Here is a 25,191-nt window from a genome sequence, read left to right on the forward strand (position 1 = left end):
CTTTAATAATAGCAATAAATAGCACACAACCTCTTAATCAAACGACAGTTGTGTGCTAAGTATATTAATAATCCATTTCACGATAGCCGAAATCTTTTAAGTAACGTTGTTTGTCACGCCAGTTTTTCTCGACTTTTACCCATGTTTCTAGATAAACTTTATTTCCTAATAGTAATTCGATATCTTTACGTGCGCGAATACCGACGTCTTTCATCATTTTACCGCCTTTACCGATTAAGATACCTTTTTGACTATTGCGCTCTACCACGATGGTCGCTTGAACATGAACTTTATCATTTTCATCACGAGTCATTGAGTCCACTACTACGGCCACAGAATGCGGAACTTCTTCATGTGTTAATTGCAACACTTTCTCACGAATCAATTCAGAGACAACAAAGTATTCTGGATGATCTGTAATTTGATCCGCTGGATAATACTGAGGACCTTCTTCTAAATAAGTTGTTAGTTTTTCTAATAAACTATCTACATTATTTCCTTGTGTAGCAGAGATTGGAATAATTTCCGCAAAATCCATTTCTTCTTTGTAATCTTCAATAATTGGTAGTAATTTATCTGGATGAATGGTATCAATTTTATTAATAACTAAAATAACAGGCGCTTGATTATTTTTCAAACGTTCGATAATAAAATTATCTCCAGGCCCACGTTTTTGATCGGCACTTACTAAGAAAAGTACGGCATCAACTTCACGCAAGGCACTGTAAGCAGATTCCACCATAAAATCCCCTAATTTATGCTTTGGTTTATGAATACCTGGTGTATCAATAAAGACAATCTGGCTATCGTTAGTTGTATAGACTCCTTGAATTTTATTTCTTGTTGTTTGTGCTTTGTCACTCATGATGGCAATTTTTTGGCCAATCACACGGTTTAATAATGTTGATTTTCCCACATTTGGACGACCAACAATCGCCACAAAACCTGAACGGAATGCTTTTTCTTCCATGTTATTTCCTCTTTCTTAATTCAATATTTTTTGGATAATAGGCCAAACTTTTGGAATAAAGATATACGCAGCGACTACCATCGCAAATAACGAGCTGATAAGTACGACGGTTGCGCCCATATCTTTTACCTTTTTACCAAGTGGATGATAATTCCTTAACGTATACATATCCACTAAATTCTCAGCAATAGTATTCAGCATTTCCATCATCAATACTTGAAAAATAGCAAATGTAATCCATAACCACTCACCTATTGAAATTCTAAAGTAGATACTTACAATAACAGCAAGTAACCCAATAAGGCAATGATAACGAAAATTGCGTTCTTCAACAAAGGCAATTTTACCACCGTTAATGGCATATTTTAAGGACTGTAAAAACCGGTAATTCTTCTCTATTTGCTTATTTTCTTGCTTATCGTTGTAATCCATAGGCATCTAAAATCTCTCTTTGTAAACCAAACATCTCTTTTTCATCTGCTTCATTCATATGGTCATAACCATTCAAATGTAGGAAACCATGAACAGCTAAGAAACCTAACTCACGTTCAAAGCTGTGACCATACTCTTGCGCTTGTTCTTTGGCTTTGTCAATTGAAATTAGAATATCGCCAATATTACGTGGTAAGCCCATTTCTTCTAGAAGTTCAGCAGGGATATCTTGCTCATCTTCAATCGCAAAGCTGATCACGTCCGTTGGTACATCTTTACCACGATACTCACGGTTAAACGTTTGAATGGCTTCGTTGTCCATAATAGTGACTGACATTTCAGTAGCGTCGCCTAAATCTAAGTGTGCCCCTGAAAAATTCAGGACATCCACAATATCGTCTAAATGTTGTTGTGCAACTGCACCTGTTTTATCTTCAATATAAATTTCCATTATTTTGACTTCCCTTCAATTTCATCTTTAAATTTAGGATACTCAATACGAGAATGGAATGTACTACATAACCCATTGATTAAAGATTCTTTGACTGTATTTAATTCTCCTAATGTTATACCTGATTCATCTAATTGTCCATCTTTAATACGGTTACTAATTGTGTTTGAAACAAATTCAGTGATTAATTCTTTCGTTGGTTGCTTCATCGCACGCACACCCGCTTCACACGTATCCGCTATATTAACAATCGCTGCTTCTTTGGTTTGCGGTTTAGGACCCGGGTAACGGAAATCAGCCTCTTTTAAATCAGGATTGCGTTCTAATGCTGATTGATAAAAATATTGCATCAATGTAGTACCATGATGTTGTTGACAAATATCAATGACCATTTTTGGCATATGATACTCTTTTAACATTTTAACACCTTCTGTAACGTGAGAAAAAATAATCTCTTTACTATCTTCAGGCAATAAGAAGTCATGAGGATTGTCAGCCCCTGTTGGCAAATTCTCCACAAAAAAGTTAGCATATTTAATTTTACCAATATCATGATAATAACAAGCCACCCTAGTTACTAATGAACGGCCACCTATTGCAGCAACGGCATTCGCACTTAAACTTGCTACCATCATTGAATGATGATACGTTCCAGGTGCTTCCTCAAGTAATTTTTTCAACAATGGATGTGTAGGATTACTTAATTCATTTAAGACAATCATACTGTCATCATTTAATAACAAATCAATGTATGGATGTAATCCAATGGCAAGGGTAAAGCTCAACAAGCTACCAATCATTGTACAGACAATTGCTGATATCGTTGATTTATCCGTTATCTGCATCCCTTGATAAATAACCAAAATAATGACAAACAGTGTAGGGAAACTAAAGAGCCATACTAACCCTTTTATACGCTGACGCCCTAATTTCTCCCGACTTAATAAAGTCGCCATTAAACCTGAAAAAACCAACACACTAAGAATTAACAATAAATTACTAGTTCCTGCTAAATTATAAAATATAAATAAAGCAAATGATACTTGAAATAGTGCAAATAACGTGCTGGCACGACGGCTAATGAATGTATTCATTATAAACGGCATCAAGGCCACAGGAAAGACTAACGAAATAAACGGATTAGACTCTGTTTGGAAGTAAGACAATCCTTTCATAATCATTACTGCCAGAAGTATCATGATTAAATAAGCATGAAATAAACGAAATCCTTTTAATTTATCCTCAGATGTCAAGACAATCCAAATTAAACAAACAAGTTGTAAGAAAATCATCAAGCCAAGTGCGACATATGGGAAGATACTTGTTTCTTTGCCTGCCATACCAAGTAGTTCCAATTTTTTCATAGCGCGAGCATCAATTTGAACGCCTTCACGAACAATAACTTCTCCGTGATAGATCATTACTGGATTAACACTTTGTCTTGCTGAAGCTTTTAATTCCTCGGTTTTCTTTTCATCTAAAAATTCATTTGGCACAACAGTTAGTCGAATCAATGAATTGGCTAGTGATATTTCTTGGTCATTTAATGCAATTTTATCCAAGTTATCTTTGGCTTTTTCACGGTAGTCAGTCAAGGTTTCCTCATGAATATGATTGGCCATTGCATTGCCAACGACGGTTAATAATTGTGCTTTTACTGCTGATAAATTATCCTCTTTTAGTGTGAACATCGTCTTTAAAACTGAATCAGGTATTGATGTAAAATAATCCATATCAGTTTCATCTAACTTTTCAAAAATACTTTTGATATTAGCAAGATAGTCATCTGCTGTAGGAACATTTTTTTTATCCTTGGCTGCGGAAAATTTACTATTCACTTCTTTTTTTGATTGTTCAATGTAATCAAATAAGTGCGTTAATTTTTCAATTTGTTCAGTTCCTATTTGGTCATCGTACGTATACGCAGGGACTATCGCACTTTCAGCTAATTTGCGTTTTTCTTCTGTTTCTGACTTATTCTCAAGTGTTTTATTAGCTCGTATCGTTTGAGAAGCAAGACTACCTTCTTGATAGTCCATGTCTTTTTGTCTTAAACTAGAGAAAATCAAGCCAAATAATACCAACCCAAACAATAACGATGCAGTTATTATATATTTTAAATCAAATTTCTCTAGCCATCGTGAAAAATTAATTTTCACTTTCCATCATCTCCTAAGTTAATGACTTTCTTCTTGTTTATAAGCTTCGATAATTTCAGCTACAACGGGATGACGCACCACATCGTTAGATTCAAAGGTCACAAAACCAATTTTTTTAATCTGATGTAATTTTTGTTGTGCATCGACTAACCCACTCTTGACCCCTCTTGGTAAATCAATCTGTGAAACATCGCCATTTACGATCATTTTTGAATTAAAGCCTAGACGCGTTAAGAACATTTTCATTTGTGCAACAGTTGTATTTTGAGCTTCATCTAAAATGACAAAAGCTTCATCCAATGTTCGACCACGCATATACGCAAGCGGAGCAATTTCAATGACCCCACGTTCCATCAAACGATTAGTATGTTCCATGCCAAAAATAGCATATAGCGCATCATAAACAGGACGTAAATAGGGATCGACTTTTTCTTTTAAATCACCTGGTAAAAAACCAAGATTCTCACCTGCTTCAACTGCCGGACGTGTCAGTACAATTTTTTTGACTTCGCCTCTTTTTAGCGCAGCAATCGCCATCACCACTGCTAAAAATGTTTTACCTGTTCCTGCTGGACCAATACCAAACGTGATATCTTTTTTCTTGATTGTTTCAATGTATTTTTTTTGACCATACGTTTTAACACGAATAGCTTTTCCATTCTTGTCTTTGATAATTTCTTCTTCATATAGGTCAATAAAATAATCTAATGTCCCTTTTTTTGACATTTTTAGTGCCGTCACAACATCAGGTGTGCTAATAGGAATTTCTTTTAATAAGAGTATTTCTAATTTTTTGATAATTTGTTCAACAGCCAATACATCTTCTTCTTGACCGTTAATTTGAATCATTTCTCCTCGTGTATGAATCTCCACATGACGATTCTCTTCAATTAGTTTTAGATGTGCATCATGCGCACCAAATAATTGCACGGCTTTTTCTGGATGATGTATGACTAATTCCGTTGAAAATTCTTCAATATTTATCAAAGCATTCGCTCCTTTATATAGAATATCTATTGTTAAATAATACCACATTTAGCGCAACTTAAAAAGAATCTACGATAATCGTAGATTCTTTTTAAGTTATTTTTTCATTTGTTTACTTCGTAATTGACCACATGCAGCGTCTATATCTGATCCTTGCTCTTTACGTACAACACAATTGACACCATGTTTTTGCAAAATATTATAAAAAGCTAATACATCTTCCTTAGAACTACGAGAATATTGATCATGTTCACTTACTGGATTATAAGGAATTAAATTTACATACGCTAATTTCTTTTTATCTTTTAACAATTCTGCCAATTGGCGAGCATGTTCCGGACGGTCGTTGACATGAGATAACATAATGTATTCAAATGTAATACGTCGATTATTTTTTGATAAATAATAATCAACTGCATCCATCAATTTCTCAATAGGATTGCTACGGTTAATACGCATGATTGAGGTGCGTACCTCATTGTTTGGAGCATGTAACGAAATCGCCAAATTAATTTGGAATGGCTCATCGGCAAATTCACGTATTTTATGAATTAAACCACTAGTTGATACTGTAATATGACGAGCTCCAATTGATAATCCCTTAGTGTGATTGACAATTGATAAGAATGACAAAACATTATCATAGTTATCAAACGGCTCTCCAATTCCCATTACAACAATATGACTAACACGCTGCCCTTCACCTTTACTATCAAGATAAAATTGCACTTGCATAATTTGCGCCACAATTTCTCCAGCGGTTAAATCGCGTTGTTTTTTCAAAATACCACTTGCACAAAATGTACAGCCAATATTACAACCTACTTGTGTCGTAACACAAACAGATAACCCGTAATGATGCTTCATTAATACCGTTTCAATCATGTGCTTATCTTCTAATTGGAACAAATACTTCACTGTACCGTCTTTTGATTCTTGAACAACCACTTGATTTAACGGAGTGAAACTAAAATTATTTTCAAGTTTTTCAATTAAGATTTTCGACAAATTCGACATTTCTTCAAATTGGTTGACACGTTTAACATATAACCAGTCCCAAACTTGTGAAGTTCGAAACTTCTTTTCACCATTTTCTATTAACCAGTTCTCTAAATTTTCATAAGTAAGGCCATAAATTGCTTGTTTTGTCACGATTATTTCTCCTTTCAAAAACCAACTCTCAACTTGTAAACTATATAACAAAGAAATTAAATTCACAATCAATTTTTAAATTTTTTATCAACATTTAGCCTATGATTGTTTGTAATAGATGGATTATTTGCTATAATTTATAACATAAGAAAGGTGGAATTTTATGTTACTACTCGAAGCAACGATTTTAATTATTTTATTGGTAGTTATTTCTAATGTAATTAGTCATTACTTAGTCTCAATCCCTACCGCATTAATTGAAATTGCTATAGGACTGTTAGTTGTTCTATTTTTTAACATTAATATAACATGGGAATCAGATTGGTTTATGCTACTTTTTGTTGCTCCCTTACTATTTAATGATGCAAAGCATTTTCCAAACAAAGACATGTGGGAGTTGCGTATTCCAATTTTTGGCTACGCTATTTTATTAGTATTTCTTACCACTATTTTAGGTGGGTACTTTATCCATTGGCTAATTCCTAGTTTCCCATTACCACTTGCAATGGCCTTGATTGCCGTTTTATCTCCAACAGATCCGGTGGCCGTTCAAAGTATTGCCGAACAAGTGAAACTCCCTAAAAAAATTATGGGATTAATTAGTGGCGAAAGTTTAATAAACGATGCCAGTGGATTAATTGCCTTTAAATATGCCCTAGTAGCCTTTATGACAGGGTATTTTTCAATTGTAGAAGCAGCAACAAATTTCCTATACATGGCAATAGTTGGTGGTATTCTTGGATTCATCTTAATGATTATCATTCATTTCTTGAAATTCCGTTTATTCAAGGAAGGGATTCAAGATGTTATTCTCCATTCAACGATTCAGTTACTGACTCCTTTTATCATCTATATGATTGCTGAAGAATTTCATGCGTCAGGTGTTATTGCCGTTGTAACTGCTGGATTTACTAATATGACAAGAAAAAATATCGACATGAATTTTTATCCTGAAGTTCGCTTACTTACCTCACGCATGTGGGATGTCTTGATTTATATTTTAAATGGGATAGTTTTTGTCTTACTAGGCGCTGAGTTGCCGATTGCAATGAAAGACGTGATTCGTAACCCTGAAATTAAAAACACTCAACTTTTGATGTATATTTTAATCACTTGGTTGTTCTTATTAGTTGTTAGAACTGTTTGGTCGTATTTATTTGTTATGGTGACCTATCGTAAAAGCGAAAAATCTGAAAAACCTAATCTACTCACCTCATTTTTAACAGGGATGACGGGCGTTCGTGGTGCTGTTACACTTGCGACTATCATGTCGATGCCAATTGTGTTAGATAATGGCGAAGTGTTTGAACAGCGCTCTCTTATGATTGCTATCGCTTGTGGTGTGGTTATGATGAGTTTAATCGTTGCCTCTATTGGGCTACCTTTATTAACAAAGGATCATTCAAAATTACTTTCTAGTTCAGATGACTTATCAGATGATCGTATGCTTGATAAAAATGAAGATATTGAAGATATGTATACAGAAATGGAAGCACGTCAGTTGATGAACATTCAAGTAATTAAATCTCTAAATGAATTTAATGTCGGAGAAGATAAGTTAATTACCGCAGACTTACTACATGAATTCCAAATGCGTTTAGATCATTTGCATAAAGAATCCCTTGATGAACAAACTTCTGAGAAATATCATGAGATCGAAAAGAAAATTCAAAAAGTAGCCTTTACTGGTGAAAAAGACGCATTGAATAAGATAGCCGTAACCACAGATTCTGAAAAAGAATTTGTTAAACGACAACTTAAAAATATTAGATTAAAAGAAAAAGCACTAGATAACTCTCTTACTTCAAATATTATTAAGTCAATGTATATTTTCAAAGTTAGTTTGATTAAATGGCTAACATCTTTTATACATTCAAGTAGGCCTAAAGATAAGAACATTGAAGAGACCATGTTTTATCAAACACAGGTCACTTCAACAAATGGTGCCATTAGCCAATTAAAACAATACGCTAAACAAGTAGACCCTTCTACTAAAGTTGGCCAATTTGAATTACAAATCATCAATCAAAAAGAACATGAATACAAGTATAAACTGCAACGTATTAAACATGGTAATGAACGTCACGCAGATAATTATAATGAAAAACTTGCTGAGTATTATAATTTAGCCATTTATACTGAACGTAAAGTGATTCACGATTTATATTCTTCCGGGAAAATCACACTAACTACAGCTAATAAATTGCGACAATCATTAACCTATTACGAATCAACACTTGTTTAAAAAAGAAGGCCGAATTTTCACATTCGGCCTTTTTTTCTTTTATTTATTAACGTTTACGAACAATCATCGAGGCACCCTGACCTCCACCAATACACAAAGTAGCTAATCCTAAAGAATAATTAGTTTTCATCATTTCATGAATTAATGTTATCAAAATTCTTGTGCCACTTGCACCTATAGGATGACCTAATGCAATAGCACCTCCGTTGATATTGGTTTTAAGAGGATCTAGGTTAAGCTGTTCCATCACCGTTAACGCTTGTGCAGCAAAAGCCTCGTTCGCTTCAACTAATTCAATATCTTGTATCGATAAACCAGCAATCTCTAGTGCCTTTCTAGTTGCAGGAATAGGGCCTTCACCCATCACTTCTGGTGCGACACCTGCTGTTGCATAAGAAACAATTTCTGCTAAAATGGGCATCTTTAATTCTTGCGCTTTTTTTTCCGACATTAATATCATCATCGCTGCACCATCATTAATACCTGATGCATTAGCAGCAGTTACCGTACCCTCAGATTGAAACGCTGGGCGCATATTCGCAATAGCATCCACCGTTACACCTCTTCTTGGGTATTCGTCTGAAGAAATTGTTTGGGTTTGTCCTTTCTTTGAGGATACAACAACAGGAGAAATTTCATCAATAAACTTTCCTGAATCGATTGCTTCGATTGCTTTTCTTTGACTTTCAACAGCAAAAGCATCTTGTTGTTGTCTTGTAATATGATATTTTTCACTCAATTTTTCTGCTGTGAGTCCCATGTGATAATTCCCCATAGCATCAGTTAAGCCGTCTTTTAATAAGCTATCATAGATTTCAGCTGATCCCATTTTACTGCCCCAACGGCGTGTCATATCTAAATAAGGCGCTTGCGACATGTTTTCTGTTCCACCTACTAAAACAACCTCAGATTGTCCCGTTTGAATAGACTGCGCTCCTAATATAATAGCTTTCATTCCTGATCCGCACACCATATTGACTGTAAAGGCTGTGCTATCTTCAGGAACGGCTAAACCTAAGGCAATTTGACGAGCAACATTTTGCCCTAATCCAGCACTTAAAACATTGCCAATAATTACTTCATCAATTTGCTCCGGTTTAAGTTTTGCTTTTTCAATCGCTGACTTTCCGGCAACAATCCCTAAATCAACGGCTGAAACATTTGCTAACGCACCACCAAATTTACCAATGGGTGTGCGCTGTGCTGCTACAATAACCACATTTTTCATACGTGACCCCCTCAATTATTCTCCCACCATTATAACCAACTACCGACTAAATACCTACTTAATTTTGATAGTTTAAACTAAATTTATTAAATTAAAAAGATGCTATGACATTTTGTCATAACATCTTCTAACTAATTTGTTATAAAGATTTGATTTACTCGTAGAAAAACTAATTAAAATGGTAAATCTTCATCTGATGTGACTGATTCTTCTACTGACTCAAGGGAACTAATTAATACTTTTCTTGGTTTACTTCCCTCAGAAGGACCAACTACGCCATTTGCTTCCATTTCATCGATTAAACGAGCCGCTCGGTTATACCCAATTCTAAAACGTCGTTGAAGCATTGAAATACTTGCTGCTTCCATCTCTGCTACCATTGTTACGGCATCATCATATAATTCATCTTGAGATTCCCCACTTCCATTAGAGGAAGTTGGTTCATCACTTGGCATCATATCTTCTCGGTATTCAGCTTTTTGCTGTGTGGTCACGAAAGAAACAATATCTTCAACTTCACCGTCTGAAATAAATGCACCTTGCACACGAATAGGTTTATTTTCTCCCATTGGTAAGAAGAGCATATCTCCACGACCTAATAATTTTTCAGCACCGTTACTGTCAATAATCGTACGTGAGTCTGTCCCACTTGAAACGGCAAAAGCTATTCTTGAAGGAACATTGGCTTTAATGATACCCGTAATAACATCGACACTCGGACGTTGTGTGGCAAGAATCATGTGGATACCCGCTGCTCTAGCCATTTGTGCTAAACGAATAATCGCATCTTCCACTTCATTACTTGCAACCATCATCAAATCAGCTAACTCATCAACGATCACAACAATATAAGGCAATGTGGGACGATTCTCTCCATCATCTAAATTATGCTTCATAATCAAGTCATTATAACCTGTCATATTACGCACACCGTAACCTGCAAATAGTTCGTAACGTTTTTCCATTTCTTGTACTACTTTTTGCAAAGCTTGCGCTGCTTTACGTGGATTAGTCACTACAGGTGTTAGTAAATGTGGTACCCCATTGTAGACATTTAGTTCTACCATTTTAGGATCAATCATCATCATCTTAACTTCATGTGGTTTGGCGTTCATTAGAATGCTAGTAATAATACCATTGATACACACTGATTTACCACTACCTGTAGAACCAGCTATTAGTAAATGTGGCATCTTGGATAAATCAGCTGAAATGACTTGACCTGAAATATCACGTCCCAACGGCACTTCTAAAAGACGACCATCATGATTAGGTTGTGATTCGATGACATCTCTAAATGAAACCATGCTAATTTTAGTATTTGGCACCTCAATCCCAATTAGTGATTTACCTGGAATTGGCGCTTCCATTCGAATATCCTTAGCCGCTAATGCTAGTGCAAGATCGTCTGTCAAACTAACAATTTTACTAACTTTCACCCCAACTGCTGGTTGAATTTCGTATTTAGTAACTGATGGTCCAATACTTGCACGAACAACTTTCGCATCAACGCCGAAGCTTTCAAAAGTACGCTCTAAAATTTGTAAATTTTCTTTTACTTTTTCATTTTCGCCACTTTGATTAATTTTAGGAATTTCTGCTAGTAATGTTGTAGGTGGTAACTGATAATCTCTATTTTCAATTTCTTGCGGAATATCAAATTCGAGATGCTCTTCTTCATCTTGATTTTCAGAAACGGGTTGTGGTGGTTCTACTTGCATTTCTTCAATAATTATTTCTGTTTCGACAGGCTCATTACTAGCTTGATAATTGTCTATTTCAAATAAAGACGTCACTTGTGGCTCTTCTGGTTGATTGGCTGTCTCTCTTTCTTCCAGTTTTTCTTTTTGTCGTTGCTGCTTTTCCAATACTTTTTGCTGCTTCTTTTCTAAACGTTTGGCCTGTTTTGCTGCTAACGTTTGATCATCTACTTCGATATATGACATGATTTTATCTTTAGCATTAGCTAAAACATCAAGCATTACATCTAATTGAATATTAAAAAATAGAATAACCCCTGCTATCCCCATAAAGAACATAAGTAAATAGCTACCTAATTGATCAAGTAAAAAATAAGTGACTGAATATATTAGGGCTCCTAACATGCCGCCACCAACAGATAATTTCACTGTACTGTTTTGAATATCATGGAGTAATTTTGACCAGGTCACATGAATAATATTGGTGTCTGCATTAATACCTTTTCTAAATAGTAATAGATGTAATAATAAACAGACTGCCATATAAACTAATGATAACCCTACTAGCTTCTTAGGCTCTTTTACTTTTAAAGGATTTCCAGAAATCATTACCAAGAAACCAAAAATCATAAATAATAAACCAAATAACTGGTAAGTATTACCGACTAATAAACGAAAAACATTCGCTATTAAATTGCCTAAAAACCCAACATGCAGCATACCAAATAGTCCCAGTAAAACAAACGATAAGCCAATGAAAAAATAGACTATACGCTCTTGTTGCTGCTTTTGCTTTTTCGTCTTTCTTGATGATTTTTTCTTTTTATTTGTTTTGTTTGCCATGAAGCCACTCCTAAACCTTGATAAATAGTGTTCACAGATGAACACCTTTCGTTATAATTATACACTAAAAACAATCTTTTGCTTGTACAAAAGCCAAGAATAAAAAGTTTTCAAAAAAAGAAAGTGACCTTTAATACCTTGTCACTTTCCTACTTCTTTTTAAAAATTAGTAACCCACCTAATAATGTGAAAATAATTACCGAAAAAGGCATGATTATTCCTAACTTTAACCAGTTGACGCATTGGTTAATAAACGCACCTAGCAAACCACCACCGCTATCATAGGTGACTTGATTTAATTGAATATCTCGGTATAAACCATTGAAAACATCAGATAAAATGTAACTATTTTCTTTTGCTCCAGGAATATGTAATTGCTGCCAACAAATAATAGCTAACAACAAACAAAAAGCTCCCCAAAACAATGATTTCTTTTTGAAATGAAGTTCCTTCTTTAATAACATTAATAACAAGCCGTATAAAATACTAATAACCGCTAGTACACCATATGCTTCACCAACAAAAAAACGTAAAACATTTGTCATTAATCGGCCAACAAATCCTATCGAAAAAAAACTTAGTATCCCAAATAAAACATACAATATCCCAATACCTATATAAAGTGTATTCTTTTTTTTATTGCTCAAATGTCAGCCTCCTTAACCTTTAATTTCTTACTCATTATATCATAAAAGAAGACTGCGTATAGAAATATACACAGTCCCTTCATTCTTTAGTCTTCTTTCATTGCCGCTTTTAATGCTAATGCTAATGGGCTTTCTTCAGGCTCTTGCGCTTGGCTATATTTTTTCACCAATTTGCGCTCTTCGTGTTTACTCATTTTCTTTTTACGTTCTTGTTTACTCGAAACTTTCTCTGTAATCACACAATACTTACATTTGAAGAAGTCCCCTGTTTTACCTGAATGAATTTCCATTTTTTTATGACACTGTGGGCAACGTTTATTACTTAATTTTGGATCTTTTCGTCTACTGTAAGAACAACTTTGGTTTGTACAAACATATAGTTTACCGTTTTTTGTATTCTTTTCTTTTAATAACTCCCCACACTCAGGACATTTTTTGGAAGTGATGGCATGATTTTTATAAGTTTTATCACTTTGTTTAATTTCAGAAACTAATCGAGTTGTTTCTTGTTCGATTTCTTTAATAAACGCTTGACGTTTCAATTCGCCGTTAGCAATTGCTTCTAGCTTAGTTTCCCATTTTTCGGTCAATTCAGGTGATACTAAAGCAGGATTAACCAATGATAAGACTTGTTTACCTTTTGGTGTCACACGTAAACGATTATTTTGACGTTCTATTAACTCACTTGAAATCAAACGTTCGATAATTTCCGCTCGCGTTGCAGGTGTTCCTAAATTAAAGTGCTCCATTTTCCCTAGTAATTGTCCTTCGTTCATAGGAGCTGGCGCTGTTGTGATTTCTTCTTTCACTTGATAGCTAAGAGACAATGTTTGGCCTTTTTCATACTGTGTCATCGAACTAGCTGTTGTATTATCTAGCTTCCATCCTTTATCAACAACTGCTGTTTGTTTGAATTGTAATGAATACTCACCTAGAGAAACAAAGAGCTGTTGACGTTTTTCTACATACGCAGGGTAGAATAGCGCTAAAAATCGTTTACAAATTAATTGATACACACGATTTTCTTCTAAGTCCAATTTTTCACTTCGAGCCACTTGTTCCGTTGGGATGATACCATGGTGATCGGTAACACGGTTATTTTGGAATACAGCGGGTTGCTCAATTTTGAAGTGATTCTTAATAATTGGTTGTACTTCTTCTGAAAAATAACCTTTAACGGCTAACACACGTTCTTTCATAGATGATTGCATGTCATTAGTTAAATATTTTGAATCGGTACGTGGGTAGGTGACAATTTTATGAATTTCATATAATCGTTGAATAATAGACAGTGTTTTTTTTGCAGAGTAGCCATATCGTTGATTCGCTTCACGCTGTAACTCGGTTAAATCATAGGGAAGCGGTGCTTTTTCTTTCTTAACGCTCTCTTTAATCTGATTAACCGTTGCAGTAACAGGTAATTTTTTTAGAATGGCTTCTACTTGGTTTCGTTCGTTTGCTTGTAGAACTCGCTCTGATTGCATCACTTTCGTTTCTAACTCTTGACTTCTAGCTTGAATCACATAATACGTGGCTGGTTTAAACGTATCGATTTTACGATCTTGTTTATCTACTAAAGCTAGTGTAGGGGTTTGGACCCTTCCTGCTGAAAGATTATCGTCATATTTAACAGTTAACGCACGTGTCACATTCAAGCCTACTAGCCAGTCTGCTTGAGAACGAGCGACAGCTGATTCATATAAATCATCAAAGGCTTTTGCTGATTGAAGCTTATTAAACCCATCTTTAATCGCTTTTTCAGTCTGAGAAGAAATCCATAAACGTTTAACTGGTTGTTTGACTTTGGCATATTCTAGAATCCAACGTGCTACTAGTTCTCCTTCTCTTCCAGCATCGGTTGCTATAATCACTTCACTGACATCTGAACGATTGGCTAACCGCTGAAAACTTTTTAATTGACCTGTCGTTTTTGGTAACGGTTTAATTCCATGGCGTTTAGGGATCATTGGTAACGTATCAAACGACCACTCGCGCCATTCTTTTTGATAATCTTCAGGCATTTTCAAGGTTAACAAGTGACCTAAAGCCCATGTCACAATGTAGTGTTTACCTTCTATATATGTTTTATGTTTTTCATTTGCGCCGAGAACTTTAGCCAAATCTCTTGCAACACTTGGCTTCTCCGCTAATACTAATTTTTTCATTTTGTTCCTTTCCATCAACAACTATTTTTTCTCCATCTTTTAACATTAAAACTCCACGATATAATTGTAAATCGTCATCACATTCTTCACAAAAACGTACTTCATCTTCATTCCAGAACGCTACCATAAAATTTGGTTTAAACGTCATCTGTTCATAATCTTCATTTAATTGTTTCATAATTTTATGTAAATAGATAGTTGCTTCTTCAAATGTCACAAACTCATGTCGACTGACAATATCGTCTTCCCACCCTTTAAAAAACCACCAGGGCTCATTTTCACCATACATCTCGATTACCTGATAACTCATTTATTCACCCTCAATTTTCAATCTATTACTGTCAGTTTAAATAACCTATCAAAAAAAAGCAAGCAGTTCATCCTATTTTTAAAACGCTCCCTTAACAAATAAAAAGAAAAAGAGAGCGACTTTATTTGTCACTCCCTTGAAAAATTATTTTACAGGCATAATTTTTCCATTCCATTTTTCTTTGATCCATGTTTGTGTATCCTCATCGTGTAATGCATCCATTAATTTTTTAATTTTCTCATTATCTTTATCTTTTGTATTAACGGCCACAATATTAGCATATGGAGAATTATTTTCTTCAACTAACACCCCATCTTGCTCTGGTGCTAAGCCGATTGTTTCAGCAAAGTTCGCATTGATTGCTACTAAGTCTGCTTCATTATTTTTGTACGCTGTGGTCAATAGCTCGGGGTTGACATCATATTTGAAAACTAACTGCTTGGGATTTTCTTCAATATCATCAAACGTTGCTGTTAGTAAATCCACACCGTCTTTTACTTTGACCAATCCAGCTTGTTGTAATATCGTAATCACACGTCCCCAGTCAGTGGACGAATTACTTACTAAAACGGTCGCACCATCTTTTAATTCTTTAATATCTTTCAAAGATTGTGAATAAAAAGCCATTAATTCAATATGGGCTGAACCAGCATTAGTAAAATCATAGCCATTATCTTTCACTGCTTGTTCAAAATAAGGAATATGCTGAAAATAATTCGCATCAAGTTCGCCTAAAGATAGGGCTTTATTGGGCAAAATGTAGTCTTGGAATTCAACTATTTCTAGTTCAACACCTTCTTGAGCTAATTTAGGTTTAATATGTTCTAAAATTTCTGCATGAGGAGTCGGCGAAGCGCCCACTTTCAAGACGTTATCATCTGTTGATTTTTCTTTATTATTACTACCACAAGCTGCTAAACCAATTGTTAAGGCCGCTAAGCTTAAAAATGTTAATACTCTTTTCTTCATATATAATCTTCCTTTCTTTTTTAACGTTTATCAATACGTTTTACTAGCGTATCACCAATAAATTGGATTAAAAACACTAATATTAAAATACAAGCTGTTGCAAATAAAGTGGTCGTTAAATCATCTTGCATGTAACCTTGGTAATAGGCTAATTGACCTAAACCACCACCACCAACTGCTCCTGCCATTGCCGCAAAACCAATCATCGTAATTGTTGTCACTGTTCCACCCGAAATTAACGCTGGTAAACTTTCTGGTAGCAATACTTTTCTAATCATTTGCCACTTAGTTGCGCCCATTGCTTCAGATGCTTCTAGAACCCCGCTATCCACTTCTCTAAAGGCCATTTCAACTAAACGTGCATAGAATGGTGTCGCAGAGATAACTAATGCTGGAATAGCTGCTTTGGCTCCTAAGAATGTTCCAAGAATTGCACGAGTAAAGGGAATTAACAAAATAATTAAAATAATAAACGGAATCGAACGAAAAATATTACTGATGATCGATAACACTGTATAAAGAATGTTCGCTACTTTTCCTTCTTTCTTAGAAAATTCAAACAATAGCAGTCCTAATAGTAATCCCAATATAATAATAAAAATCATAGAGATAGCGGTCACATAAAACGTTTCTTTGAAAGCCGTTAGAAACTTTTCGCCATCTAATTTACTTAAGTCAAAATATGTTTCCATAAAGCTTTTAGTTTGCATCTTGATTTACCTCCACATTCACACCTTCTGAAATTAACTTTACGATTGATCGTTCGATTTCTTTTTCTTCTCCCACGAATTGAACAATTAGTGTACCAAAAGAAGATTGGTTAATTTCTTGAATTTGCCCTTGAATGACATTAATGTCCACATGAAATTCACGAATTATTTTTGATAGAATCGGTAATTTTGATTTTTCACCAGTAAAGGTTAATTTTGCCACTTTGCCTTCATGATAATTCCTTTCAAAGTACGCTAGACTATTTTCTTCACTTACTTCGGGCACTGTTTCTTGTTGAACAAATCGCTTAGTCACGTCTTTTTTAGGATGACTAAACACTTCTATTACACTACCGGATTCAACAATTTTACCATTTTCCATGACAGCAACTTTATCACATATTTTACGAATGACATGCATCTCATGCGTAATCAAGACAACTGTAATGGCTAATTCTTCATTAACTTTTTTTAATAAATCTAACACCTCGTCAGTTGTTTGTGGATCTAGAGCGCTAGTTGCTTCATCGCATAGTAAAATTTTAGGATTATTAGCTAAGGCTCTAGCAATTCCCACACGTTGTTTTTGCCCACCTGATAATTCATTTGGAAAGGCATGCTCGCGACCTTTAAGTCCTACAAGCTCAACTAATTCCATCGCTCTAGCTTGACGTTCTGCTTTAGGTACTTTTGTTAACTCCATTGGCAACATAATATTTTCTAAAACTGTACGTGACCATAACAAATTAAAATGTTGGAAAATCATACCGACTTCTTGTCTGAAATTACGAAGCATCTTCCCTTTCAACTTAGCTACCGGTTGATGATTGACTAGAATATCGCCTGAAGTTGGCTTTTCTAGTCCATTTAACAAACGCAACAAGGTACTTTTTCCAGCCCCTGAATAGCCTACCATTCCAAAAATTTCACCTCTATAAACTTTAAAATCTACTTGATTTACCGCTAAAACATTTCGTTTTTTGCTCTCATATTGTTTCGTAATATTCTTTAACTCAATAATTGGCATTTAAATCCCCCCTAAACCTAATAAAAAAAGCTTTCGTCCCTTTACTTATAAAAAAAGTAAAAGGACGAAAGCGAGTATTCGTGTGACCACCTTAATTCGTTACTTCCTCACGAAAGCAACCTCAACCAGTACGCAAGAATCATTCTTTAAATACTGTGACATGTTAACGGATGTTACCGTAATGGATTTACTTATCAGCTCATCCATTCTGCTCAAAGACCATTTTCCAAGATAACGTCATTATCCTCTTTCACCAACAAAGGACTCTCTATAAACTTCATTTACTTGTACTTTTCTTTTCACTGCATTTCATTAATTTTTAATCATTCTATCAATAATTTCTCATTAAGTCAATTATAAACTTGCAAAAATTGTATCATCGACATCAGCTACTACCAATAACCATGCAGTGGCTTCCATTTCACTATCTAAAATAGACGGTGTATCTAACGCTGCTTCATTGATTTCAATTACTCTTCCTGAAACAGGACTCACTAGTTCCGTCACCGCTTTTTCAGCTTCTACATCAGCAAAAGGTTCCCCTTGAACTAGCTCACGTCCAACTTTAGGGAGTGAAACAAAAGTAATATTTCCTAACTCTTCTTGGCCTTCGTTGGTAAAACCTAAACGGTAGCCTTGTTCTTCTTTAGTAATCCATAAATATTTATCTGCAATTTTCTTTTCCATAATTTTTAGTCTCCTACAGTAATGTTTCGTATTCCGATTCTTTCCAACCTAAGAACACTTTATCGCCATTTTCTAGAATAGGTCGTCTAATTAACATGCCTCGTTCTGATAACATTTGTGCTGCTTCCTCTTTAGGCATTGTATAAATGACTTCTTTTAAGTTTTCTGTACGATAGATAACTCCTGATGTATTAAAATAGCGATGTATTTCAGCATCATTATTATCCATCCAGTGTAAAATTTGTTCTTTTGTAGGTGTTTGATCGTTAATCATATCGATTAAGTGATAGTCAACTTGATGTTCATCTAACCATGCTTTCGCTTTTTTACACGTACTACATTTTGGATACCAATAAAAATTCAACATTTAGTAACCCTCCATTTCACATCTTTTACATTACTATGCATTAGTATATCATATTTTTTTGGTACTGGGTCATTAGATTAAAAAAATTAAAAAGCCAGAAAAGACTAGTATTGATATGCTCCCCGTCAAGTGGACAGTAGAAAAAACAAAAAATATTTTATGACAGGAATCGAAATTTTCGATTCCTGTTTTTTTATGCTACTTGCTTTCTGAATTCATTTGGTGCCAATTCGTTCAATCCTTCTGAATAACGATAATTGTTATAATATCGGATATATCCACTAACTGACCGCTTCAATTGCTTGAAATCCAAATAACTTTCTCGATAGAATTTTTCTTCCTTAAAAGTTCCCCAAAAGCGCTCGATAGGTTGATTATCTAAACAACGACTTACTCGAGACATACTTTTGGCAAACTGATATTTTTCAGATAGTTGCTGATACATATGAGACGTATATTGAAAACCACGATCACTATGAAGAAGTGCTTTAGCTCCAGGATTCTTTTTAAATGCTTTTTCCACGGTCTCCATAACCAATGGGTTATTATTAGAGTGATTCAGTTGCATTCTAATTTGTCGATAACCAATGGCTCCTTTTTTACTATCATATTTTTTCTTAATTTCTTTTGCTAATTGTTCATCTTCACGTTCTTTCTGTGACGGTGTCCATTTAAGCCATTTATAATAAGCTGAACGAGAGACTCCAGCTATTTGGCATAAATCAGTAATTGAGTAGTTCTTATCTTTATTTAGGCTAAAGATAGTTTGATAGAGATCAACGTTACGTACTAATGTTAATTTTGATTGCTTCGTTGTATCTCTTGTAACTTTTTTGCGAAGGTATTTTCCATTTCTAAATAGTTATTTCTTGTTTCTAGCTCTTTGATACGTAATTTTAGACATTCTTCTTCGGTTAACGAGTCAACTGATTTACTACGCCCACGATTGTCCTTAAGACCTTGTTCTCCCAATTGTTGATATTTCTTTACCCAAGAATAAATTTGATGATAAGAGACACCGTAGGTTTCCGTTGATTGTAATTTAAATCGTTTGCTATAGTGTATTGAACTATTTCAATTCGCTCTTGATACGTTGTATTTCGTCCTTTAATTGGCATGTTGGATGGACATCCTTTACTAGTAGTTTTTAATATTTCACTATTAGCATAGCTTAAAATCCAATTACTTAGTACAGAATGGGAAGATATTTGAAACGTCTTTGTAGCTTGTCTAATAGACATATTGCCCTCTACTACTGCTAAAACAGCTTCAAGTTTTTCTTCGTTAGTATATGCTTTCCTACTTGAAAAATTTTTTAATCTTTGAAAACCAAACATTTCATAGTGATATAACCATTTTACAATAGTGGTATAATGTATCGCGTATTTTTTTGCCACTTCGCTTATACTATGATTATTTTTCCTGATTTCTGTTAAAACACGTAATTTTTCTTCTTTCGAATAACGTCTTCTTTTAACCATAAAAAAACTCCCTATAAAGTAGATTTGGAATTTTGTTTTTTTCCGTGTCTACTTTATAGGGAGCATATCATATTCCATCTTTTCTGGCTTTTTAGTTAAAAATCTGACCAACCATCTTCTGAAGAGTCGGTGTTATCTTCTTTTTTTTCATTCTTTTTTTCTTTTTTATTCATTAGAATGATATTCACTACGGCAATCATTAATAAAAGTAAAACAAATAGTTTACCAATAAAGAACAACATGCTTACTCACCTTCTTTTATAACCGCACTTGCCCCATTTACTGTTACCCATCCATGTTCTTTGCGGGCTTGTGCTTCTTCGTACTTAATCAAATTCTCAGTAATTGAATCGGCAATTTTCTTGTTTGATGCAGCTTCTGCTTCTGCCTGTTTTGTCGTTTCATATGCTTTAGCGTCTGCTTGTGTTTTTTTCGTTTCTGCATCAAGTTTAGCTTTTTCATTTTCTTGTCCAGATAAGACAATCGCATCAATTGATTTTTGTGTTTCCTCATCAATTTCAGGAACACCAACTGTAACATCTTCAACAACAAAACCTTTAGTTTCTACTGCTTTTGAGTAATTAGTTAATAACTGTGCTTCTGCTTCCGATGATTTCCCTGAAAGAATATCTAAAATAGTATATTTGGAATAAACTTCACGTGCCTCTTTTTGTAACTTAGATTTTAACCAACCTTCTTCAATATCCGCTGAGGTAATGTTACCAAATTCTTTAAACATTGCTGAAGTTTTTGTTGGGTCAATTTTATAATCATATTTAATATTTACAGCTGTTTTTTTTCCATCTGATGTAGCAATTGACATATTTTCAGCTTGAATTGTTTGCAGACGAATTGGATATTGTGTCACTTTATCTAGTCCAACGAATTTAATTCCTTGACCTAATGTTTCATCTCGAACCCCACCATTGATTGAGTAGCGAACCCCTACATAACCATTCTCAATTCTTTCAAACAAAACAAAAGCTGCTATTACAGCTATTACTGCAACTAGCACTAAGCTAAGAATATTTTTAATCATTTTTGTACGTTTCATCATTATTTCCCCCTGTATACTTAATCTTATCGTTATTATGACATGAAAATCATAACTAATCAAATAACGGAAGTATAATTATAAAAAATAAACAAAGGAAAGTCTCTTGTGTACTTACTTCCCTTTGTTTATTTATTTAAGCCATTAATATTTGATCAATTTTACGCTCTTCTTCCTCACTAAATAACAAATTATTCAAAGCATTCAAATTACTCTCAAGTTGAGACATTTTACTTGCACCAATAATTACACTTGATACACCCTCTTTTCTCAAATTCCAAGCAAGGGACATCTCTGCTAATGTTTGGTTCCGATTTTGTGCCACCTCGTTTAAAGCCTTCACTTTATACAACGTATCCAAGACACGCTCTTCATCTAAAAAAGGACTATCATCACGGGCAGCTCTTGAATTATCAGGAATACCATGTAAATAGCGATCTGTTAATAAGCCTTGAGCTAATGGACTAAATACTACCGCTCCTAGTCCTTCTTCTTCCAACACATCCAATAACTCATCTTCAATTTCACGATTGAACATATTATATTTAGGTTGATGAACAACAAAAGGCGTGCCTAATTTTTTTAATAATTTGCTTATTTCTTTTGTTTCTTTTGGTTGATAATTTGAAACACCTACATATAGGGCTTTCCCCTGTCTCACTAATAAGTCTAGCGTATGAGCTGTTTCTTCAAGTGGCGTGTTAGGGTCTGGACGATGGTGATAAAAAATATCAAAATAATCTACCCCAACTCGTTGTAAACTTTGATCACAACTAGCAATTAAACTTTTCTTTGATCCCCACTCTCCGTATGGCCCTGGCCACATATAATAACCTGCTTTTGATGATATAATAAGTTCATCTCGGTAACCTTTCAAGTTTTCTCTTAATATGCGACCAAAATTAATTTCTGCCGAACCTGCAGGTGGCCCATAATTATTAGCCAAATCAAAATGTGTAATGCCTTCATCAAAGGCCTTCATAATAATATTTTTCTGATTATTCAAGCTATCCACGTCACCAAAATTATGCCATAATCCTAATGAGATAGCAGATACCTTTAATCCAGAGTTTCCAAGATTACGGTACGTCATATGATCATATCGTTTACTGTTAGGTTGATACATCGTTAAATCCCTCCATTTAATTACTCTTCCTAATTTTTCTTACATCAAATTCATCAGCATGGGTAAGTTACACTACCAGCGTTTTGTTTACGCTTTCAAAATAGTTTTAGTAACATCTATTCTTACAAAATATTATGCCTATTTTCCTTTAAAAATTTGTATACTTTATTATATCAAACAACTTTGTAAGGGGATACAAAAAAATCTCTCGTTATTATTTTGTTTATACGAGAGTTTTTCTTATTAATTAATATTTTTTTGCCATCTACCTGTCTTAAAGCGCCACATGAAGACGATGCTTCTAATCCCCCATTCCAACGTCATAATAACAAATAATCCTATCAAACCATACCCTAGCTTAATGCCCACTACATAACCCACGCCTACTCTAAATAACCACATAGTGAGTAATGAAACTTTTGTGGTGAAAACACCATCACCAATAGCTCTCAAACTTGAAGGTAAGATAAAACTTGGACTCCAAAATAAAACGTGCATAATCAAGGTATTAATATATATCCTAAAAATTAACGGAATCAATTCAGACGGAGCATTAAATAACTTCATCGCAAATGGAAATAGTGGCAACATAACCAAATGAATAAGGACAAACGATCCCATTCCTGTAAGAACAAAAGTTTTCGTTAATTTTTTTATATCGTGAATACTCCCCCTTCCTACCGCTTGCCCTATAATTGGCACTAACGCAGTAGATAAGGCACTGGGGATAATTTCGGCCATTTGTATCCATGAAACAGATATCGCATTTGCAGCTATATAAGAAGTCCCTAGACTGACAATCATTATTTGCATGATAATTTTACCACCGTTAAAAAACATATATTCAGCAGCAAAAGGGATCGCCGTTTGAATAATCACTTTATCTTCTTTCGGTTGGATTGATAAAATATCTTGTTTCGTTAAATTAAATTGATGGCTCTGACGATATAAATTCATACCCGCGACGCCTAACGTCAAATAACGCGAAAGTAACAGTGAAATAATTAAACCACTTATCCCCTGATGTAACACAATGACAAAGACAAAATTACTGGCTAAATAAAGAGTATTCATAATTAAAGAATTTTTTAAGGACTCTTTGGTCTTTCCAATCCCTCTTAAGCTACCATTAATTCCTTCTATAATACTGTGAGCCGGATAGCTACATAATATCCCAATAAAATAGATACGTGCGTTGTGCATCACCAAATCATCAGCAGTACCAAATAACAAACCTAAAATAAACTGATGAAAAATCAAAAATAATAACATAATGATACTTCCGACAATAAATGTTGAATGAATAACACCCGCACTTAGCTTTCCTAATTTTTTGAATTCTTTTTTCCCAAAAGTCTGGGCAATTAATACCGTTCCTCCCAGTCCAATAGCTGAAAAAATTTGAACTAGAAAAATATTAAGGCTCCCAATCATATTGACCGCACTAATGGCCTCTTGTCCAGAAGAACTAATCATCGCGGTATTGATAAAATTAAAACTAACTAAAAAAAACTGATCAATCATCACCGGTAATAATATAGTAAAAATTTCACTACTTGTGACGCCTTCTCCAGTAAAATAGCCCCTGATTTTGTTCATAATTTTTTTCAATATAATTCGTCTACCTTCCTATCGTCGCTCCTATTGACTTAACTACTTCTATCATAAGCTATTTACATTTAAATGACAAAAAAGGAATCATGATTTTCATGATTCCTTTAGACTATCATTATTGTTGTTTAAATGTTTCCCAATCTTTTAAAAAGGTCGCAATCCCTGAATCAGTTAACGTATGATGCATCATACTAGCAAATAGACTGCTAGGAATAGTCGCAATATGAGCCCCTAATAATGCAACATTCTCAACGTGTGTTGTATTACGGATACTTGCAGCAATAATTTCTGTATCAAATCCGTACATATCAATAATATCTCTTAAAGATTCAATCAACTCATTTGCATTAACACCAATATCTTCTAAGCGACCAACAAATGGACTAATAAAAGTTGCTCCTGCTTTCATCGCCATCAAGCCTTGTGAAACCGTAAAGATTAATGTAACGTTCGTCTTAATTCCTTCTTTAGATAGTACATTAACTGCTTTTAGTCCTTCTTGTGTCATTGGGATTTTTACTACGACGTTATCTGCCCATTTTGAAATGGAGCGTGCTTCCTCAATCATTTCTTCAGAAGTTAAGCCAATAACTTCCGCACTGACTGGTCCATCCACAATACTACAAATTTCTTTGATCACTTCTTCAAAATCACGGCCCTCTTTAGCAATGATTGTTGGATTAGTTGTCACACCATCTACCAATCCTAACGCGTTAATCTCTTTAATATCTTCTACATTTGCTGTGTCTAAAAAGAATTTCATATACATTACCTCCTATTTTTTGTTAAAAGTAAACCCTTACATGTCCATATAATTAGTCTACCACAATGTAAGCGCCATTAAAACAAATAAAAGTATTTTTTACT

At 34.4% G+C, this 25,191-nt stretch carries 25 protein-coding genes and 1 other annotated feature; of the genes, 1 reads left to right on the plus strand and 24 read right to left on the minus strand.

Translation table 11 applies throughout. The features are described 5' to 3' along the window. Nucleotides 1-64 precede the first annotated feature (64 nt). The 6 genes from era to rlmN all read right to left on the minus strand — a co-directional run bounded on the left by era (nt 65) and on the right by rlmN (nt 6,151). The gene (gene era / locus E4Z98_RS05670; protein ID WP_135253306.1) at nt 65-970 is read right to left on the minus strand and encodes a GTPase Era; all 906 of its coding nucleotides are present in this window, start codon (nt 968-970) and stop codon (nt 65-67) included. 15 nt (nt 971-985) lie between these two features. Next, the gene (locus E4Z98_RS05675) at nt 986-1,408 is read right to left on the minus strand and encodes a diacylglycerol kinase family protein (RefSeq protein ID WP_135253305.1); all 423 of its coding nucleotides are present in this window, start codon (nt 1,406-1,408) and stop codon (nt 986-988) included. Next, a complete protein-coding gene (gene ybeY, locus E4Z98_RS05680) occupies nt 1,386-1,853 on the minus strand; it encodes an rRNA maturation RNase YbeY (protein ID WP_135253304.1) in 468 nt (155 codons plus the stop codon). The genes E4Z98_RS05675 and ybeY overlap by 23 nt, the downstream gene beginning before the upstream one ends. Next, on the minus strand, nt 1,853-4,012 hold the full coding sequence (locus E4Z98_RS05685; RefSeq protein ID WP_241856671.1) for an HD family phosphohydrolase: 2,160 nt from the start codon (nt 4,010-4,012) through the stop codon (nt 1,853-1,855). Before E4Z98_RS05685 ends, ybeY begins: the two co-directional genes overlap by 1 nt. Nucleotides 4,013-4,030: 18 nt before the next feature. After that, entirely contained in the window at nt 4,031-4,996 is a 966-nt protein-coding gene (locus tag E4Z98_RS05690; RefSeq protein ID WP_241856751.1) for a PhoH family protein, read from the minus strand. 99 nt (nt 4,997-5,095) lie between these two features. After that, nucleotides 5,096-6,151: a dual-specificity RNA methyltransferase RlmN gene (rlmN, locus tag E4Z98_RS05695; protein ID WP_135253302.1), complete on the minus strand. Its 1,056-nt coding sequence runs from the start codon at nt 6,149-6,151 to the stop codon at nt 5,096-5,098. A gap of 163 nt (nt 6,152-6,314) precedes the next feature. Between rlmN and E4Z98_RS05700 the strand changes: the two genes are divergently transcribed. Beyond that, nucleotides 6,315-8,396 carry a Na+/H+ antiporter gene (locus E4Z98_RS05700; protein ID WP_135253301.1) on the plus strand — a complete coding sequence of 694 codons (2,082 nt, stop codon included), beginning with the start codon at nt 6,315-6,317 and terminating at the stop codon, nt 8,394-8,396. A gap of 46 nt (nt 8,397-8,442) precedes the next feature. On the opposite strand, the gene E4Z98_RS05705 is transcribed toward E4Z98_RS05700, so the two are convergent. The 18 genes from E4Z98_RS05705 to fsa form a co-directional block, all read right to left on the minus strand. Further along, complete coding sequence (locus E4Z98_RS05705; RefSeq protein ID WP_135253300.1) at nt 8,443-9,624, minus strand: acetyl-CoA C-acetyltransferase; 1,182 nt, start codon at nt 9,622-9,624, stop codon at nt 8,443-8,445. 173 nt (nt 9,625-9,797) lie between these two features. Next, the gene (locus E4Z98_RS05710) at nt 9,798-12,167 is read right to left on the minus strand and encodes a DNA translocase FtsK (protein ID WP_135253299.1); all 2,370 of its coding nucleotides are present in this window, start codon (nt 12,165-12,167) and stop codon (nt 9,798-9,800) included. Nucleotides 12,168-12,316: 149 nt separating this feature from the next. Next, entirely contained in the window at nt 12,317-12,814 is a 498-nt protein-coding gene (locus E4Z98_RS05715; RefSeq protein ID WP_135253298.1) for a hypothetical protein, read from the minus strand. Between the two features lie 86 nt (nt 12,815-12,900). Then, nucleotides 12,901-14,979, minus strand: a complete 2,079-nt coding sequence (locus E4Z98_RS05720) for a DNA topoisomerase 3 (RefSeq protein ID WP_135253297.1) — start codon at nt 14,977-14,979, stop codon at nt 12,901-12,903. Continuing rightward, complete coding sequence (locus E4Z98_RS05725; protein ID WP_135253296.1) at nt 14,927-15,289, minus strand: DUF1033 family protein; 363 nt, start codon at nt 15,287-15,289, stop codon at nt 14,927-14,929. The genes E4Z98_RS05720 and E4Z98_RS05725 overlap by 53 nt, the downstream gene beginning before the upstream one ends. 144 nt (nt 15,290-15,433) lie before the next feature. Continuing rightward, complete coding sequence (locus tag E4Z98_RS05730) at nt 15,434-16,258, minus strand: MetQ/NlpA family ABC transporter substrate-binding protein (RefSeq protein WP_135253295.1); 825 nt, start codon at nt 16,256-16,258, stop codon at nt 15,434-15,436. 20 nt (nt 16,259-16,278) lie between these two features. After that, entirely contained in the window at nt 16,279-16,968 is a 690-nt protein-coding gene (locus tag E4Z98_RS05735) for a methionine ABC transporter permease (RefSeq protein ID WP_135253294.1), read from the minus strand. Then, nucleotides 16,958-17,995: a methionine ABC transporter ATP-binding protein gene (locus tag E4Z98_RS05740; RefSeq protein ID WP_280529202.1), complete on the minus strand. Its 1,038-nt coding sequence runs from the start codon at nt 17,993-17,995 to the stop codon at nt 16,958-16,960. The genes E4Z98_RS05735 and E4Z98_RS05740 overlap by 11 nt, the downstream gene beginning before the upstream one ends. A 57-nt stretch (nt 17,996-18,052) precedes the next feature. After that, nucleotides 18,053-18,307, minus strand: a binding site (T-box leader). A gap of 42 nt (nt 18,308-18,349) precedes the next feature. Then, nucleotides 18,350-18,682 carry a glycine cleavage system H family protein gene (locus E4Z98_RS05745; RefSeq protein ID WP_135253293.1) on the minus strand — a complete coding sequence of 111 codons (333 nt, stop codon included), beginning with the start codon at nt 18,680-18,682 and terminating at the stop codon, nt 18,350-18,352. 13 nt (nt 18,683-18,695) lie between these two features. Further along, a complete protein-coding gene (locus tag E4Z98_RS05750) occupies nt 18,696-19,049 on the minus strand; it encodes an arsenate reductase family protein (protein WP_135253292.1) in 354 nt (117 codons plus the stop codon). A 193-nt stretch (nt 19,050-19,242) separates the two neighbouring features. Beyond that, nucleotides 19,243-19,572: an IS3 family transposase gene (locus E4Z98_RS05755; protein WP_168182764.1), complete on the minus strand. Its 330-nt coding sequence runs from the start codon at nt 19,570-19,572 to the stop codon at nt 19,243-19,245. A gap of 272 nt (nt 19,573-19,844) precedes the next feature. Beyond that, entirely contained in the window at nt 19,845-20,021 is a 177-nt protein-coding gene (locus E4Z98_RS05760) for a coiled-coil domain-containing protein (RefSeq protein WP_241856672.1), read from the minus strand. 14 nt (nt 20,022-20,035) lie between these two features. After that, nucleotides 20,036-20,530: a transposase gene (locus E4Z98_RS05765; RefSeq protein WP_135253289.1), complete on the minus strand. Its 495-nt coding sequence runs from the start codon at nt 20,528-20,530 to the stop codon at nt 20,036-20,038. 95 nt (nt 20,531-20,625) lie between these two features. Then, nucleotides 20,626-20,772 carry a hypothetical protein gene (locus E4Z98_RS10035; RefSeq protein ID WP_167790857.1) on the minus strand — a complete coding sequence of 49 codons (147 nt, stop codon included), beginning with the start codon at nt 20,770-20,772 and terminating at the stop codon, nt 20,626-20,628. 2 nt (nt 20,773-20,774) lie between these two features. Next, the gene (locus E4Z98_RS05770; protein WP_135253316.1) at nt 20,775-21,584 is read right to left on the minus strand and encodes an SPFH domain-containing protein; all 810 of its coding nucleotides are present in this window, start codon (nt 21,582-21,584) and stop codon (nt 20,775-20,777) included. 136 nt (nt 21,585-21,720) lie between these two features. Then, the gene (locus E4Z98_RS05775) at nt 21,721-22,710 is read right to left on the minus strand and encodes an aldo/keto reductase (protein WP_135253288.1); all 990 of its coding nucleotides are present in this window, start codon (nt 22,708-22,710) and stop codon (nt 21,721-21,723) included. A 243-nt stretch (nt 22,711-22,953) separates the two neighbouring features. Then, nucleotides 22,954-24,309 carry an MATE family efflux transporter gene (locus E4Z98_RS05780; RefSeq protein ID WP_135253315.1) on the minus strand — a complete coding sequence of 452 codons (1,356 nt, stop codon included), beginning with the start codon at nt 24,307-24,309 and terminating at the stop codon, nt 22,954-22,956. 130 nt (nt 24,310-24,439) lie between these two features. Next, nucleotides 24,440-25,087 carry a fructose-6-phosphate aldolase gene (fsa, locus tag E4Z98_RS05785; RefSeq protein WP_135253287.1) on the minus strand — a complete coding sequence of 216 codons (648 nt, stop codon included), beginning with the start codon at nt 25,085-25,087 and terminating at the stop codon, nt 24,440-24,442. Nucleotides 25,088-25,191: the final 104 nt, after the last annotated feature.

Origin of the sequence: Vagococcus xieshaowenii, assembly GCF_004792515.1 — a bacterium.
GTDB lineage: Bacteria > Bacillota > Bacilli > Lactobacillales > Vagococcaceae > Vagococcus_A > Vagococcus_A xieshaowenii.